This is a genomic window from Bombella sp. ESL0378 (genome assembly GCF_009725845.1).
In the GTDB taxonomy this organism is placed as follows: domain Bacteria; phylum Pseudomonadota; class Alphaproteobacteria; order Acetobacterales; family Acetobacteraceae; genus Bombella; species Bombella pollinis.
The window spans coordinates 125,813-142,316 of the sequence record NZ_WNIF01000002.1 but is presented as its reverse complement, the minus strand read 5'-3'; the positions used below and the strand labels follow the sequence as shown (position 1 = coordinate 142,316).

The 16,504-nt window shown below is 53.5% G+C and carries 17 protein-coding genes and 1 tRNA gene; 14 read left to right on the top strand and 4 right to left on the bottom strand.

Annotation, left to right across the window (positions count from 1 at the left end):
• Positions 1-4: 4 nt before the first annotated feature.
• The gene (gene ubiM, locus GM556_RS00955) at positions 5-1,213 is read right to left on the bottom strand and encodes a 5-demethoxyubiquinol-8 5-hydroxylase UbiM (protein ID WP_155572704.1); all 1,209 of its coding nucleotides are present in this window, start codon (positions 1,211-1,213) and stop codon (positions 5-7) included.
• Between the two features lie 10 nt (positions 1,214-1,223).
• Positions 1,224-1,841 (bottom strand): nitroreductase, encoded by a 618-nt coding sequence (locus tag GM556_RS00950; protein WP_099026399.1) that lies wholly within the window; start codon positions 1,839-1,841, stop codon positions 1,224-1,226.
• Positions 1,842-1,951: 110 nt separating this feature from the next.
• Between GM556_RS00950 and hisB the strand changes: the two genes are divergently transcribed.
• The 7 genes from hisB to GM556_RS00915 all read left to right on the top strand — a co-directional run bounded on the left by hisB (position 1,952) and on the right by GM556_RS00915 (position 6,487).
• Positions 1,952-2,554 carry an imidazoleglycerol-phosphate dehydratase HisB gene (gene hisB, locus GM556_RS00945; protein WP_155578984.1) on the top strand — a complete coding sequence of 201 codons (603 nt, stop codon included), beginning with the start codon at positions 1,952-1,954 and terminating at the stop codon, positions 2,552-2,554.
• Between the two features lie 88 nt (positions 2,555-2,642).
• The gene (gene hisH, locus GM556_RS00940; RefSeq protein ID WP_155578983.1) at positions 2,643-3,287 is read left to right on the top strand and encodes an imidazole glycerol phosphate synthase subunit HisH; all 645 of its coding nucleotides are present in this window, start codon (positions 2,643-2,645) and stop codon (positions 3,285-3,287) included.
• A gap of 7 nt (positions 3,288-3,294) precedes the next feature.
• Complete coding sequence (gene hisA / locus GM556_RS00935; RefSeq protein WP_155578982.1) at positions 3,295-4,665, top strand: 1-(5-phosphoribosyl)-5-[(5-phosphoribosylamino)methylideneamino]imidazole-4-carboxamide isomerase; 1,371 nt, start codon at positions 3,295-3,297, stop codon at positions 4,663-4,665.
• Positions 4,659-5,420 carry an imidazole glycerol phosphate synthase subunit HisF gene (hisF, locus tag GM556_RS00930; RefSeq protein ID WP_155578981.1) on the top strand — a complete coding sequence of 254 codons (762 nt, stop codon included), beginning with the start codon at positions 4,659-4,661 and terminating at the stop codon, positions 5,418-5,420. Before hisA ends, hisF begins: the two co-directional genes overlap by 7 nt.
• Positions 5,421-5,438: 18 nt before the next feature.
• Positions 5,439-5,798, top strand: coding sequence for a phosphoribosyl-ATP diphosphatase (locus GM556_RS00925; RefSeq protein WP_155572699.1), 360 nt, complete (start codon positions 5,439-5,441; stop codon positions 5,796-5,798).
• Between the two features lie 94 nt (positions 5,799-5,892).
• Positions 5,893-6,276: an HIT domain-containing protein gene (locus tag GM556_RS00920; RefSeq protein ID WP_155572698.1), complete on the top strand. Its 384-nt coding sequence runs from the start codon at positions 5,893-5,895 to the stop codon at positions 6,274-6,276.
• 135 nt (positions 6,277-6,411) lie between these two features.
• Positions 6,412-6,487, top strand: a tRNA-Glu gene (locus GM556_RS00915).
• Between the two features lie 164 nt (positions 6,488-6,651).
• On the opposite strand, the gene GM556_RS00910 is transcribed toward GM556_RS00915, so the two are convergent.
• Positions 6,652-8,289, bottom strand: coding sequence for an alpha-keto acid decarboxylase family protein (locus GM556_RS00910; protein WP_155578980.1), 1,638 nt, complete (start codon positions 8,287-8,289; stop codon positions 6,652-6,654).
• Between the two features lie 112 nt (positions 8,290-8,401).
• On the opposite strand from GM556_RS00910, the gene GM556_RS00905 reads away from it, so the two are divergent.
• Positions 8,402-9,331 (top strand): LysR family transcriptional regulator, encoded by a 930-nt coding sequence (locus tag GM556_RS00905; RefSeq protein WP_196424750.1) that lies wholly within the window; start codon positions 8,402-8,404, stop codon positions 9,329-9,331.
• Between the two features lie 16 nt (positions 9,332-9,347).
• Here GM556_RS00905 and GM556_RS00900 read toward each other — a convergent pair whose 3' ends face one another.
• Complete coding sequence (locus GM556_RS00900) at positions 9,348-10,169, bottom strand: alpha/beta hydrolase (RefSeq protein WP_196424749.1); 822 nt, start codon at positions 10,167-10,169, stop codon at positions 9,348-9,350.
• Positions 10,170-10,461: 292 nt separating this feature from the next.
• Between GM556_RS00900 and phoU the strand changes: the two genes are divergently transcribed.
• From phoU to GM556_RS00870, 6 genes are all read left to right on the top strand, one after another.
• Entirely contained in the window at positions 10,462-11,193 is a 732-nt protein-coding gene (gene phoU / locus GM556_RS00895; RefSeq protein WP_155578977.1) for a phosphate signaling complex protein PhoU, read from the top strand.
• Positions 11,193-11,942, top strand: a complete 750-nt coding sequence (locus GM556_RS00890) for a response regulator (protein WP_155579019.1) — start codon at positions 11,193-11,195, stop codon at positions 11,940-11,942. The genes phoU and GM556_RS00890 overlap by 1 nt, the downstream gene beginning before the upstream one ends.
• A gap of 153 nt (positions 11,943-12,095) precedes the next feature.
• Positions 12,096-13,145 (top strand): cell wall metabolism sensor histidine kinase WalK, encoded by a 1,050-nt coding sequence (locus GM556_RS00885; protein ID WP_196424568.1) that lies wholly within the window; start codon positions 12,096-12,098, stop codon positions 13,143-13,145.
• Positions 13,146-13,249: 104 nt separating this feature from the next.
• Positions 13,250-14,071 (top strand): alpha/beta fold hydrolase, encoded by an 822-nt coding sequence (locus GM556_RS00880; RefSeq protein WP_155578976.1) that lies wholly within the window; start codon positions 13,250-13,252, stop codon positions 14,069-14,071.
• Positions 14,068-14,928: a sugar phosphate isomerase/epimerase gene (locus tag GM556_RS00875; protein WP_155572689.1), complete on the top strand. Its 861-nt coding sequence runs from the start codon at positions 14,068-14,070 to the stop codon at positions 14,926-14,928. Before GM556_RS00880 ends, GM556_RS00875 begins: the two co-directional genes overlap by 4 nt.
• A gap of 146 nt (positions 14,929-15,074) precedes the next feature.
• A complete protein-coding gene (locus GM556_RS00870; RefSeq protein WP_155578975.1) occupies positions 15,075-16,451 on the top strand; it encodes an L-serine ammonia-lyase in 1,377 nt (458 codons plus the stop codon).
• Positions 16,452-16,504 lie beyond the last annotated feature (53 nt).

Genomic DNA, 16,504 nt, shown 5'->3' with positions numbered 1-16,504 from the left:
CCCCCTATATAGGGTCCATAAGCATCCGCGTTACGGCCCGCTTAAAGGGGGTGAGACGGTTAGCCAGCATCAACCCCGCCCGGCGCGCGAGAGGAAAAGGCCCATCATCACGCGTATAGGCCACAGCAATCGCGTTTGTTGCGGTAAAGAGCGGGAAGGTCGCCCGGCGATGCCGTTGCTCAAACCGCCGCAACGCTGCTGCCTCACCCGGGTCACCAGAGCCTGCGCTCAACTCCTGCACCAAACATTCTTGCCCGCGAATCCCAAAATTGAAGCCATGAGCGGTAATAGGGTGCATCCCCACAGCGGCATCACCAATCAAAGCCACACGCGGCCCGTGGAAACGGTGCGCATAAACCGCTTTAAGGGGGTAGGTGATGCGGTCACTCACAACACGCAAAAGGCCGAGCCGCTCATCCGTACGTTGGGTGATTTCTGCGTTAAACGCCTCATCCGCCGCGCTGCGGAGGCGGGCAATCTCATCGGGCGGGAGGGTCAAGACCAGAGAGGACACATCCCCCATCCCGCCATCTGATGCAACAGGCAGCAAAGCGATGGTTTGCTTCTCAGAGAACCATTGCAAGGCGGTATTGTCATGCGGTGTGAGATGTCGCATCCGGCAGACAAGAATGCTCATGCCAAAATCATGCACGATAGCCCCAATCCCGGCCATCTCGCGCACGGCTGAGAACCGCCCATCCGCTCCCACTAAAAGCCGCGCTTGTATAGTACCCCCGCTAGCAAGCTGAATATGTGCGGCCTCACGCGTGGTGTGATAGCCCGCTACGCGCTCCTGACAACAAAGCGTAATGCCCGCTGTGCGCCGTACAACATGATAAAGCGCACGGCGAATCAAATGATTAGCCACAAGATAGCCCAGCGGCTCACCCTCTGGGGTTGCTTCAGATTGTTGAGGGGCATGGAAGATTAAGGGTGGGCCACCAAGGCTGCCACTCTCCACCCGTGCAACATCTAGGGGACAAATTGCCTCAGCAGGAATCTCCTCCCACACACCATATTGCTTCAACCAATGGACGGTATGATGAGTGAGGGCGATTTCACGCCCATCAAAGGCAGGGGACGCCAGCACTGTATGAGGGGCAGGCTCCACCACATGCACGGCCCAGCCCTCCCGCGCGAAGGATAAAGCTGCGGCTAAACCCGCAGGGCCACCGCCTGCAATAACAACATCGCTCATTACAGTCTGCTGCATCACGCTCACCTTAATGCGACTCCTCATCCGCCCGGAATGTAACAGGATGTTCCGCCTCCCATATCGCCATATAATCAGCAATATCAGGCCGTTTATGAAGCTTGCCGGGTTTTTCTGGCGTACCGACTAATAAGAAACCTGCCAGACGATGCGGCTTCTTCAACCCTAAGTGACGGAGTAAGGGGCGGTCCTCACAAAAAGCCCCGCTAATCCATACCCCACCAAAGCCCTCCATATGCAAGGCATTCAGCACATTCATAGCCCCAGCCGCCACGGCCATTTCTTGCTCTATGACGGGGACTTTATGTTTGGGGCGTATATGCATCCCAAGGGCAATAATCATGGGGGTTTCGCTAAAACGCGTGCGGCGTTTCTCACGCTTTTTCTCTGGCGCATCAGGCTCTTGCCGGGCTACAGCCTCCACCACATGCGCAGCAAAAGCGGGCCGTTCCGCCCCGGTGATGACAATATAACGCCACGGGCATAAATGGCCGTGGTCAGGCGCGCAAAGACCTGCGGATAAAATACGCATCAACACATCGCCTTCTGGGGCAGGTGCGATAAGGTCCCCCGTGGAGGACCGCCCCAATAGCGCAGAGAGAGGCGAATCAGATATAGCCTGTGTCATGATATTAACCCTCTCCATCGTCATAAGAATATCAGATACAAAACACTCTCCCCCAGACGAGCGCGATAAGCAAGTTTGGATTACGCCCGAAACTGGTATAATTAGGACGCATGACAACACAGACACCCCGCACCGCTACGCTGAATCGCCAAACAAACGAGACAGACATCGCCCTCTCACTCTCCCTCGATGGAGAAGGGAAAAGCTCCATCCAGACTGGGATTGGCTTTTTTGACCATATGTTAGAGGCCCTTGCCCGTCATGGTGGGTTAGACCTTGAGGTGCGCGTCAAAGGGGACCTGCATATTGATGACCATCACACCATTGAGGATGTCGGCATCACCTTAGGGGAGGCCATTCATCGTGCCCTTGGCGATAAACGAGGAATCGAACGCTTTGGCTTTGCCCTCGTCCCGCTTGATGAAGCCTTGTGCGAAGCGGTGGTCGATATTTCTGGCCGGCCCTTCCTTGCGTGGAACATCACCTTCCCCCGTGAGATAATTGGCACAATGGCAACCGAAATGGTGGAGGAGTTCTTCCGCGCCCTCTGTATGGCAGCGCGCATTACCGTCCATATGAATGGCCGTGCAGGGACTAATGCCCACCATATTGCCGAGAGTGCCTTTAAAGCTTTTGCCCGTGCCCTCCGCATGGCCTTAGCCCGTGACCCGCGCAGTGCAGGGCGCATCCCCTCTACAAAAGGTGTATTATAAAAAAACCTTATATAATTTTTGCTTGCTTTACCGCCCTCACATGCCTGAAAGAAAAGCAAGTGTCTCGTAGGCTGAGGGGGAAATGTTCATGCGCGTTGTCGTAATCGACTATAATGGCGGCAATCTGGCCTCCGCTGCACAAGCTGCCCGCCGCGCCGCAGCTCTGCGAGGGATTAAGGCCGATATCCTCATCAGCCGTGAGGAAGCGGACATCCTCAGCGCGGACCGGCTCATCCTACCTGGGCAAGGGGCGTTTGCAAATTGCGCTCATGGGCTGGATACTGGCAATCTCCGCCCCTTATTGGAGAAAGCCACAGCGGAAGGCACACCCTCTTTGGGCATTTGTGTGGGGATGCAGCTCATGGCTCGCTATGGGCTAGAACATGGCCGTACAGAAGGCCTAGGCTGGATTGATGGGCATATCGCCCCTATGGATGAGAGCGCAAAAGCGGGATTGCAGCTCCCTCATATGGGGTGGAACACCCTTAGCTTCACCCCCGGTGCCCACCCCCTGACAGAAGGGTTGCAGCCGGGGGAGCATGGCTATTTTGTCCATTCCTACGCTCTAAAAGAAGCCCATGAGGATGAGGTCATCGCCACAGCGGATTACGGCATGACTATACCTGCCATCGTAGCGAAGGGGAATCGCTGTGGTACGCAATTCCATGTTGAGAAAAGCCAAGAGGTTGGGCTGACCATTCTTGGTAATTTCCTCCTCTGGCAGGCTAGGTGATATCACTATGCCCTTATTTGACCCACCCGCCCAATATAAGGCGGAACGTCTGCATGATACGATTGAGGAAGACGACCTAGAAAGCCTCATAGAAAGCACAACAGCCGCTATTCTCAATGAAGGTGTTTTTAATTGGCATACCCCGCCAGAGGCAGGGGTGTTACGCCGTTTCTTCCAAGGGTTGCTCCTCGTCCCAGAGCGAGACCTGTTCATCGTCCGTGCCCCAGATAACAGCATTTGCGGGGCCGCCATTTTAGCCCATGCTACAGCACGCTCCGAGCTTTACGGAGCTAGTGCAACCATCACCGCCTTTTTCATCGTTCCCTATGAGCGCAATAAAGGGCTAGGAACGCTACTCCTGCATAAGGTCATCGCCTGCGCACGCGCTGGTGGGGCGCATGTGCTGGATTGTCGCGTGCGGGAAACTCTACCCGATGCTATTGCCCTACTTACATCATTGGGCTTCACCCATTGGGGCACGCACCCCTATTTTGCACGAATCGGAGACCGGACAGTGCGCGGATTATTCTTCTCCAAACTTCTGGTCCCAGAAGGCGGCACAATCCAATGGCAAGTAGCAGGAGGAGCCACAACTATGCCTCATCACACGCCACAGGCCCCTACACCTACCTCTACAGGGCTAACCCTCTATCCTGCGATTGACCTCAAAGGCGGGGCGTGTGTACGCCTACGCCAAGGTGAGATGAATGATGCCACCCATTATTCAGATGACCCGCCAGCACAAGCCAAACTTTTTGAGGCCGCTGGCTGCCGCCACCTCCATATTGTGGATTTAGATGGTGCTTTTGCTGGTCGCTCCGCCAATATAGATGCCGTTGAAGGCATTATCGCCAATACCTCCCTCCCCGTACAGCTTGGTGGAGGATTGCGCGATATGAAAACAATCGAACGCTGGTTAGAGGCCGGTGTGAGCCGGGTTATTCTTGGCTCGGTTGCCGTTAAAGACCCGGACCTCGTCCGCCAAGCAGCCCGCGCATGGCCCGGCCGTATTGTCGCGGGGATTGATGCCCGCCAAGGCCGTGTTGCTACAGAAGGCTGGGCAGAAGTCTCCGAACTCACCACGACAGACCTCGCCCGCCATATGGAGGATGCCGGGGTTGCGGCTATCATCTTCACCGAGATTACTCGTGATGGCATGTTAGAAGGGCTTGATATTGAGCAAACAGCGGCCTTAGCGCGACATGTTTCCATCCCTATCATCGCCAGTGGCGGGGTTGGCACGTTAGAGCATCTCCACGCCTTACGCCGTGCTGCTGAAGAAACACCGGGCATTACGGGGGTGATTGTTGGACGCGCCCTTTATGATGGACGCATCTCCCTCCCAGAGGCCCTACAGGTGTTGGAGGGGACATGCTAAAGCTACGCGTCATCCCCTGCCTTGATGTTTGTGATGGCCGTGTTGTCAAAGGGGTTAATTTTGTCTCCCTCCGTGATGCTGGCGACCCTGTCGAGCAAGCACGCCTTTATGATGCTGCTGGGGCAGATGAGCTAACCTTTTTAGACATCACGGCAAGCTCTGATAACCGTGAAACCATCTTTGATGTTGTCGAGCGCACAGCCGCCGAAGTCCAGCTTCCCCTTACAGTTGGGGGCGGGGTGCGAAGCTGTGGGGATATGCGGAAGCTCCTCCTCAGCGGGGCTGATAAATGCGCTATTAATTCCGCTGCGATTCGTACGCCCCATTTCATCAATGAAGCAGCCGAACGCTTTGGCAGCCAATGCGTTGTTGTCGCTATCGATGCCCGTAGCAATAGCCGGGGTGGTTGGGAGGTTTATGCCAAAGGTGGGCGCGAGCCTACAGGGTTAGATGCCCTCACTTGGGCTGAACAAATGGCAGAGCGTGGGGCGGGGGAAATCCTCCTTACCAGTATGGATCGTGACGGCACACGCTCTGGCTTTGATTTAGACCTCCTCCGCGCTGTGTGCCAGCGTGTCTCCATCCCCGTTATTGCCTCTGGCGGGGTAGGGGAACTTACTCATTTTGTCGAAGGGGCGCAGGCTGGTGCGAGTGGACTTCTCGCCGCGAGTGTGTTCCACTTCGGTCAATTTAAAATTAACGAGGTCAAGCAAGCCTTACACAAGGCGCATCTGCCAGTACGACTTGGCCGCTAACGGCTTGGGAGAATCATCATGTCTAAAGAGAAGAAACAAGCCGCACTCACCCGCAATGATATATTAGAGCGGCTCTACCATACCGTTATGGACCGGAAGGATGCCTCCCCCTCTGTAAGCCATTCGGCCCGTCTCATGGCCCGTGGACGGAGCAAAATTGCCCAAAAATTTGGGGAAGAAGCCGTTGAATGTGTCATCGAAGCCATTGGCGGTACGCGTGAGAGCCTCATTAGTGAGAGTGCGGATGTGCTCTACCACCTCATTGTAATGTGGGTTGATGCTGGCGTTGCCCCTGCCGATGTTTGGGCCGAGCTAGAACGCCGCGAAGGGACAAGTGGGATTGCGGAAAAAGCCTCCCGCCCGAAAGAGACCTTCTAAAAAGCAAGGCATGGGTGGGTTGCCCCCCTTCCCCCCTTGACTTACCCCCTCCCTCCTCCCCAATCATATGAGGAGGAAAAGAAGGATCCATCTTATGCCGATACCCAACCCTGCTTACGATAATAACAACGTCTTCGCCAAAATCTTGCGTGGGGAAATCCCAGCCGAGCGCGTCTGCGATAGCAAACATTCCTTTGCTTTTTATGACATCTCTCCCGCAACGCCGATCCACATCCTTGTTGTCCCCCGTGGGGCCTATACCGACCTGCACGACTTCACTTCCCGCGCGAGTGATGAGGAGATTCTCGATTTCTGGAAGTTGGTAGATAAAATCACAGCCGAGCAATCCCTCATCCCCAGCGGCTTCCGCCTCATCAGCAATTCTGGCCCTGATAGTGGGCAGGAAGTACCGCATTTTCATGTTCATTTGCTTGGCGGGCAAAAACTTGGCCCCATCCTCTGCCCCCCTAAAAACTAACTTTTACATATAAACTGTTGCGAGAAGCTCCCTCATGGGGGCTTTTTGCTTATTATCTGCAATGGTTTTGTAAAAAAATCTCCTCCCCCTCTTGCGCTCCTGCCCTATCCCCTTTAGAGAGAACCCACGCCTTTAGTCCCGTTCGTCTAGAGGCCTAGGACACCGCCCTCTCACGGCGGCAACACGGGTTCGAATCCCGTACGGGACGCCAGTCGCTTTATCATCTTCCTTAAAAACTAAATCATCTCATAATAATGGCATTCGCTGGTGATAGCGTTTATACCCGCTTAGTATATGTCACAAGCCCTATAAAAAGGGCCTCTCCCTTTCATAAGGAGAGGCCCAGCTTGGCCAGCTTAGAAGGACTTTACTGCCTTACTGCTTCTTCCCCATAGCTTCTGCCATCATAGGGGCATCATAACGGGGGGCTATAACCTCTAGGTAGGCCCCTTGCCCCGGTGTTACTGCTGCAAGAGCCTGTCGCAAAGCCTTGGGCGTGCTGACACGTTCGCAATGCCAATCTTTCCCACCAAAGGCACGGGCTAGAGCGGTATAATCCCAGCTGGCAACATCGTTATAATAACGCTCCCCATCATCACAGAGCAGACGCTCAATCAGATAGCCATCATTATTAAGCACCAAAATGAGGGGGTGGCAGCCAAAGCGGGCAAACTCACCAACAGCTTGTACTGTAAGCTGATGAGACCCCTCCCCTGTCAACAAGATAACCCGTTTATGCGGGGCTGCCATAGCCATACCAAAAGCAGCGGGTGTGGCCCAACCAATGGCCCCCCATAAACTTTGCTCCTCATAGCGTACACCCTCTGGTAAGCGGATAAACCCCATACCCATGGCTATGGTCCCGGTTTCACTCACCACAATATCCCCCGCCCGGAGATGATCCTTCACAGCGGAATATAGCGTGTGAGTCCGAATAGCCCCATCATCGCCTTCATCAGCCTGCTGGGGGGCAAGTTCCGTCCCCAAATAACCCGGCCCCGTATAGGCAGGCAGGGTCCCCGCTAACGCGGCAAGAGCTTCCATAACCTCTACCAAGGCGACTGCATAAACCGCACCATCACCAAAGCGCACCTCATGCGGCATGACACTAATAACACGCTCCGGATTCAAGTTCTGCGTGAATGTCCCGGTGTTAAAATCCGTCATCTCGGCACCCAATGTGAGGACAAGATCCGCTTGCTCCACAAAATGAGCAACAGCCTCCTGGACGAGATGCCCGCTATACATCCCTATAAAACCGGCATCCTGCTCATCCACCACGCCTTTATCCATATACATCGTAGCATAAGGCAGGCCCGAGCGTTTTAAAAACTGTTGCATGGCCTCTTGGCCGCCAAAACGAGCGGTAAGAATACCCGGTAAGACACATGGCGTTTTGCTCTGCTCAAGCTGAGCAATAATACGCTTGGCCACATGCTCGGCTTGTGCCTTGTTCGGCTGGGCGCGAGGGGGTTTATGCCCCTCCACTATGACCACTTCATCATGAGCTGCATCGGAGGGAATACCGATATAAATAGGCCGCCGCTCTCTATGCAATGCAGCAAGGACGCGCTCCACCTCCTGCACGCAATTCTGGCCATCTAAAATCGTCTGAGCGCACACAATATGAGCCGCTGCATCATGAAATGCCATGAACTGACCATTGCCTAACGTATGATGCACGAGCCGTTTTTCATCTATCACAGCGCGTTTGGGAAGCCCAACCAGATGGATAACCGGTAGATGCTCCGCATATGCCCCGGCAACGCCGTTAATGGCACTTAACTCCCCAACACCGTACGTTGTGTTAAGGGCGGCAATCCCCCGCACACGCGCATAACCATCAGCAGCATAAGCGGCATTCAACTCGTTAGAGCATCCAACCCAGCGCATATCTTTCCGCGCGGTAATGGCATCATTAATCGGGAAGGCATAATCGCCCGGCACCCCAAAGACATGCTCGATGCCTAGCTGAGAAAGCTGCCCCAAAAGATAATCAATCACTTTTGTCATTTTATGGTCCTTTCCTCTTATGCACGTCCCTTCGTGCATACAAAGAAAGCCTATCGAACCGTTCTGCAATATGATAATATTATATTTATATATAAACTATAGGCTTTTCCCTATGCCCTATCCCCAAATCACCCTCCGTGAGCTTCATTATTTCATGGCCGTGGCCACGCAAGGCAATTTCAGCCACGCAAGTGATATGCTGCATATCAGCCAGCCCTCCCTCAGCATGGGCATCCGCTCTTTAGAGAATAAATTAGATGTGCGCCTTTTTGACCGGACACATAAAGCCATCACCCTTACCGACAAAGGCAAGACCTTTTTCCTCCATGCAGAACGTCTCTTAGAGGCAGAACAGAATCTTCAACGGGCTATGGCTGATGAATCCGGCCCCTTAAAAGGGACTGTCCATTTAGCCCTCCCGCCTATCCTTGGGGCTATCTATTTCCGCCCTATCATCCGGCAATTTTGCAGCTTATACCCAGAGGTCGTGCTCACGATTGAGGAATACCCTTCCGACAGGATCGTAACACAGCTTCTAGGTCATCATACCAATATCGCTGCACTCATAGAGCCTATCCATAATAAGCAATTACACACCATCGCTTTTGCAGAGGAGGAGCTATGCTTGCTCATGGCGGACACACACCCGCTTGCAGGCCGGCCTATATGTTCCTTCACCGATATTTTGGAGGAAAAATTTGTCCTCATGAATGAGGATTTCAAAATTAACCAATTTATCTCAGAAGCCTTTGCCTCTCACGGGGTCACACCGCAGGTTACGGGGCGGACAAGCGATACATCGCTCTTACTAACCATGGTGCAGGCGGGTGTTGGCATCACTATCCTTCCCGCAGCTTTTCATAATCCTATCCAACATGACGGGCTTTATTGCTGCCCCTTACAAGACCCTACCCTCCGCATCACTATCTCACTCGCTATCCGCCGTAATAGCCCCTTAAGTAAAGCGGAGGAGACATGGCTACAACACAGCCTTAATAATCAGTCCTTCCAGCCTCCCTCATCGCCCTCACCGCAGCCATAAAGAGAGGTCGTCTATTCTATAAAAACCCTTGCTGTCTCATCCAACGCTCTGCGAGATGAGGCCATTTTTGTGTGGGGCCTGTTGCACGGCCTAGGCCGAAGCCATGCCCGCCCGTAGCAAATTGATGAACCTCATAAGGCCGATGATGCCTCTGATAAGACTGCACCAGATACTCATCTTGCGGGGGTGAAACAATGGAATCATCCGCCGCATAAGCCAAAAATAATGGAGGGGCATGAACACCAACATGAGGCGGCAAAGACCATCTCATTATCTGCTCTCTTGTCGCAGAATGGTCACCAAGGCAGGCACGGCTTGTACGCGTTCGCTCAAAAGGGGGGCCAACCATCGTCACAGGGTACAGCAGCATTAATAAAGCAGGGGGCATAGTATGAGCCTCCAAGGCAGTTAAGCCCGCCAAATGCCCCCCCGCTGAAAAGCCCATAAGAGCAACACGCTGTGCATCAATACGCTCATTATACAGGCCCGATTGTAACAGGGAGAGAGCCCGCCGCGCATCAGCTAATGGAGCCTCCATCATTCCCCCCTCATCAGGCAAACGATATAGCAAAATCGCGGCGGTAATCCCTAAAGAGGCGAGCCAGTGCGCCGCAGGAAGGGCCTCTTGCGCCACCGCGATATGCCGATACCCTCCACCTGCGGCAATAATAACAGCCGCCCCATTGGGATGCTCAGGCCGTATAATATGCAAACCCGGCGCACTTACACGCACTATACGACCACGGCGTGATGTATAAGCAGGGCTTGCCATGCTACCCTCTGGCCATAGAGGATAGACATCGCGAGCATTACCTAAACGCATCCTATCTGCTGCCATACAGTCTTGCCCATATGCCCTATAAGCTAGAGATGACAAGGCACAGCATTCTCGTAAAAAAGAACGGCGTGTCCTCATCACCATCAACAGCTCCTTCACTCTTAAATGCATCTACCCTTAACAAGGTGCGCCACCCTGCGGAGATGAAATATTTATGACAACTACGTTAAATATAAGAATATTACCTTAAAAACGGCGGAAAAACAGCGGTTTTTTGCCAGTTTCTCCACCTCTTGCGGCCTGTTCCCGCTCTTACAGAATTAGGCTAATATCGCGGCAAAAGGGAGAGGCTATGCCGCAACAAGGCCAACATATTGTACAACGTTATGGGGAGGACCTCCGCCGCCTACGCTCATTTATGGAGGAGATGGGCGGCCTTGTGGAACATCAATTATCGCTTATCCTCACCGCTTTTACCGAGACCGATGCACAAGCCATCTCCCAAGTCATTCATCATGATAAAGCCATTGATGCCTTAGAGCATGAGGTAGAAACACAAGCCATCCGCCTCCTCGCTCTCCATGGCCCTATGGCCGCAGATTTGCGTGAGATTGTCGCTAACATCCCCATGGCTGGCACATTAGAGCGCATTGGCGATTATGCGCGCTCCATCGCACGGCGGCTAGAGCAGATGGAGCAGCCCATCCCCCCTCATGACCGGCTCGCTTTGAGTGAAATTGGTCGCATGGTCCTCGAGCATCTCCGCCGTGTGATGGACGCTTTAGAGCATCAAGATGCAACGGCGGCTCATTCTGTTTGGCAGGCTGATCATCGCGTGGATGAATATTGCGCTACCATGACCCATAATTATCTGGAGCGCATGACCCAACAGCCCCGTGCGCTACGCTTTTATATCTCCCTCTTATTCATCATTAGGAACCTAGAGCGAATAGGAGACCACATAACTGATATAGCCGAGCGCATCATCTTCATCGCAACAGGTACGTTACCGCCGCCCACAGCCCGACCGCACGGCCATGCAGCACAGAGCATCGCCACAGAGCAAGAGGCCAGCACCCCATGATGCCGGCTCCACCGGCTACAAATACCACTAAAGGCTTTGTCCTCGTTGTAGAGGATGATGCCGCCCTGCGCCTATTGCTTGAACATAGCTTGCAGCAACGTGGTTATCAGGTGCATGCTGTTGCAGATGCGGAACACGCTCTTACCTTTCTTGAGGGGACAAGACCGGATGTCGCCCTTCTGGACTGGATGATGCCCGGCCTCTCCGGCCTAGAATTATGCCGCATCATAAGGCAGAAGCCGGGTTTAAAGGACCTGCCTATCTTATTCCTCACTGCACGAACGGAGGAGCAAGATCTTATTAATGGGCTTGATCACGGGGCGGATGCTTACCTCACTAAGCCATGCAGTGCTGATAAGTTAGACGCCCGCCTCCGCGCCTTATTACGCCGCGCTCGCCCTAGCCAAGACCAAATTCGTTTCGGCCCCTTACTCTTAGAGCCAGAAAATCACCACGTCACACGCGCTGGCCGCGTCATCACCTTAGGGCCAACGGAATATCGCCTCTTAGACATACTTATCCGCCAACCCCGTAAAGTCTTTTCCCGCGAACTCTTATTAGAGCGCATTTGGGGAGCCAATGTTCATGTGGAACTCCGGACGGTGGATGTCCATATCCGCCGCTTACGGAAGGCCCTAAATGAGCCGGGGGAGGCAGACCTTATCAGGACCGTACGCTCGGCGGGATACGCGCTAGATGATAGCCGCATAGAGCATGATGCCTCCCCTTCTGCCCCCACTGCGCCTTAAATGATAGGGCATATCCTATGGCTGGGCGGTGGTGCCGTTTTATGCTTCTGCTGCCTTTATATAGGATGGGTGCTAGCCCGTTATTATCAGGACAACCCACCTCGCAGTGCACACACAGCTCCATACTCATCCGCTAAAGCCCCCCTTCATCAGATGGCATTAGATGAGTTAGTGGAACTCATCCCCGGTATGGCTTTAATCCTTGACCCGATGGGGCAGATTCTCGCCTGTAATCAAGCCGCGCAAGAGCATTATAAAGAGAGCTTACGCGCCATCCTTCGTCACCCTAATAGCCGCACTATATTGCACGAAGCCTTAGCGACCTCACCTTCTACCGGCCCGCATGCCATCCATACCGCCATCGTTCATCTGGATGTCCCCATCAAGCACACGATCCGCTTAGCGATGCGCCAGTTAAGTAGGCCACAAGGGCGGGATAAGGTGGTCCTCACCCTCCTTACCGACCATAGCACAGAGCAAGCAATGGACCGTATGCGGGCCGATTTTATTGCCCATGCAAGCCATGAGCTACGCACCCCGCTGGCCTCACTTAGTGGGTTTATCGACCTCCTAAAAGACAATGAGGGCACAACAGACCAAGCCCCCCGCACGCTTTATCTACAGATAATGAGCCAACAAGCCACGCGTATGCAACGGCTAGTGGAGCGACTTTTATACCTCTCTCATCTCCAACTCCGCAGCCATAACCGCCCTCATACACGCCTTGATGTTGGGGAGTTATTCGCCCTTATCGTGGGGGAAGTCCTACCTCGTTTTACCGATAACACGCGTAACCTCACTGTAGAGCAAGAGGAGGATCATCTTACCCTCCTCGCTGATGAGGATGAGATGATCCAGCTCTTTCTCAATCTCATCGAAAATGCCATCCGCTATGGTACGACACCAGACCACGCTTTGCAGGTCCGCCTCTGTGCGCGTAGGGAAGGTACGGGCATTTTATTATCTGTAAGTGATAATGGCCCCGGCATTGCGCCTCATCATCTCCCCCGCCTTACCGAGCGTTTTTACCGCGTTACCGATAATAAGCAGACCAATCCCGCGGAAGTGGAAGAAGGCACAGGGTTGGGATTAGCCATCGTCCAACAGATTGTAGAACGCCATAAAGGCCATCTACGCTTTCTCAGCCCCCCTCATGAAGGCACGATATGCCGTATCTGGCTCCCTGCCGCACCCGCTTTGTAAGGTAAAAACATTACAACATCATCACCCCCCTTGCAGGAAAACGAGGCTCCACACCATCTTACATGAAAGACGCCTAGTGAAGGCCGTATTAGGGAGATTCTTCGATGCCCCATATTACCACGAGCGACCATGTCAAACTCTATTATGAGGAGCATGGCCAAGGGCGGCCCCTTGTCATGATTCATGGTTGGACATTTTCCGGGCGGTTCTTCCACCGTAATGTCGCCGCTTTTGCACAAAAATACCGTGTCATTACGCTGGATTTACGCGGGCATGGGCACTCTGACAAACCGCATCATGGCTATCGTATCGCCCGCCTCGCAGCGGACCTCCGCGATGTGTTGGAGGCTTTGGACCTTCATGATGTTACGGTTCTTGGCTGGTCCATCGGCTCACCCATCATCTGGTCTTATATGGAGCTTTTTGGCACAAAACGCCTCCGCAGTGCCATTTTCGTCCAGCAGACACCAAAGCAATTCTTCTCGCCTGACTGGAAGCTAGGCCACGCTACATGCTACGATGAGGCCGGGTTAACCTTCCTCCAACAACAGCTTACCTTTAACCGCAGCGCGTTTGATCAACAAAATCTCGCTGATTGCCTCAGCACCTCCCTGCCTGAGGATGAAAAAACCATGCTGCTTAACGAGATGGCCGCATGCCCTAGCTATGCCGCTTCCCTCATGATGGCTGACCATACAACGCAAGATTGGCGAGATGTCCTCCCCCATCTCTCACTGCCCTCCCTCATGATGATTGCTGGGAAGGATAAAGTCCTCCCCGCTGCTGGGCCTCGGTGGGTGGCAGAGCATATGCCGCATTGCCAAGCCGTAGAGTTTGAGGAAAGTTCCCATATGGTGTTCCTTGATGAGACAGAGAAGTTCAACCATACTGTTCTCACCTTTATGGAAGAGGAAGCCGCCGCATGAGCCACTTTCCCTTCGCCTTTGGCATGAACGAGTTTACCACCCAACCGTGGTCTTTTGAGGAAGATATTCAGCATTATGCAGCCCTAGGGGTTGAGACGATCGAACTATGTGAGAACAAACTCGACCCCCATCGGTTGGATGAGCAAATGGCATTGCTGAAGGAAAGCGGGCTGAAGCTTAGCTCCTTCCAACCATTAGTCCGCACATTTGGGGCCAGTAAGATGGTGCCCTATCCCCAAGAGGCTGAACGCCGCTTCGCCCGCTTAGAAGAAAGCCTGCATCGCTTTGCGCCTTACGCCCAAAATGTACCGTTTGTCGTCAATACAGGGGCACCTGATAACGGCGATGTATATGGTTGCATCCACCATACGATAGACTCCCTCCATCGCCTCTGCCCCCTAGCGCAAGAACTCGGCGTTACGCTCTCCTTAGAGCCGCTCAACCCCACATCCATCAATTATGAGACCGCTATTTGGACGATTGACCAAGCCTTAGACATCATCAAAGCCGTCAATCATCCTGCCCTAGGGCTATGCCTTGATTATTGGAACATCTGGCAACAACCTGATGTATGCGCCGCCATCCGCCGGGCGGGAACGCTGATTAATGTTGTGCAGATTAGCGACTGGCGCACACCACGCTCCGCTGCAGATAGGCTCATACCGGGAGCAGGGTGCATCCCCCTCCATGAGATGCTCCATGCTACATGGGATGCGGGCTTCCGCGGGGCCTGCGCGGTGGAGATTTTCTCCTCCGATGTCAGCGATAGCTTGTATCAAGGGGACCTATCCGCCCTCATCACACAATGCCGCCTTGCTTTGGAGACACTCTGGGCACAACCAACTTCCCCCTCTTAAAAAGAGGGGGCATAGTGGGGAGTGTCCCTTATAGCAAAGTTTCTTATTTGTTGCATTATCAGAATAATTTATTTTTTAAGGCTTATAACAGAACGGTTTTTACCCCATAAAGGAAGAAGGATTCACAGGACCAAGGGCCCGTTTTCATGCTCAGCCTCTTTGACCTATTCAAAATAGGGATTGGCCCGTCCTCCTCCCATACAGTCGGCCCTATGCGTGCAGCACAACGCTTTACCGATGTGCTGGCAGACCTCCCTGATGGCCCCTTAGAGAAAGACCCCGCCCGTATTGTCGTCACCCTTTATGGCTCGCTCGCCCTCACTGCGGAAGGGCACGGCACCATCAAAGCGATTCTGCTTGGCTTAGCGGGCGAAACGCCAGAGCATGTTAACCCCGATACAGCCCAAAAGCTCGTCCAGCATATTGAAAGCACACATCTGCTGAACCTCAATGGCACGAGCTTCTCCTTCGATTATCAAAAAGATATTTGCCTTGATACCAGCACCATCCCGCCCATCCATCCCAATACTATGCAGTTTGAAGCTTTCAGCCGAGATGGCAGCCTCATCACACGTCAACGCTTTTGCTCTGTCGGAGGTGGATTCATTACGCCAGAAGAACAAGCGCGCACTATGTCTTATTCTCTACCGGATGTGCCTTACCCTTTCCGCAGTGGGGCGGCTTTGCTAGCCCATACGAAGAAACATCATACCGATATTGCCAGCATCGTTTTAAAAAACGAAACCGCCATCCGCCCCCTATGGGATGTTGAGCGAGGGATGGACCGCATTGCTGATGTTATGTTCGCCTGTATTGAGGCTGGGTTACATCATACCGATACACTCCCCGGCCCACTAAAAGTACAAAGACGTGCAGCAAAATTATATGCCCGCTTACAAGCCAAAACAAACGCCGCCCCCTCCCCCCATAATGTGATGAACTGGATCAGCCTCTTTGCCATTGCGGTGAATGAGGAAAATGCCGCTGGCGGGCGTGTTGTCACCGCCCCTACCAACGGGGCCGCTGGCGTTATCCCCGCTGTAATGCGCTATTATCGCGACTTCTGCCCCGAATATAGCAAGGCTGGGTTACGCACCTTCCTCCTCACAGCAGCAGCGATTGGGGGGCTGTTTAAACTCAACGCTTCTATCTCCGGGGCGGAGGTTGGCTGCCAAGGTGAAGTTGGCGTTGCCTCCTCTATGGCTGCTGCGGGCCTAACCGCAGCCCTTGGTGGCTCACCAGAGCAATGTGAACATGCTGCTGAAATCGCTATGGAGCATCACCTCGGCATGACATGCGACCCTGTGGCAGGGCTTGTGCAAATCCCCTGTATTGAGCGCAATGCCTTTGGGGGTGTGAAAGCCATTAACGCGTCCTCTTTGGCGATGAGTGATGATGCAAACGCGCATTATGTCTCCCTTGATCATGTCATCAAAACCATGGCGGAGACAGGACGGGATATGAATCATCGTTATAAAGAGACCGCCTTAGGCGGCCTAGCAGTGAATGTCCCTGCTTGTTAAGGGAGGCCATTCCCTTACCGTGACGCATACAGTATTGTGAATCTACATCGTCT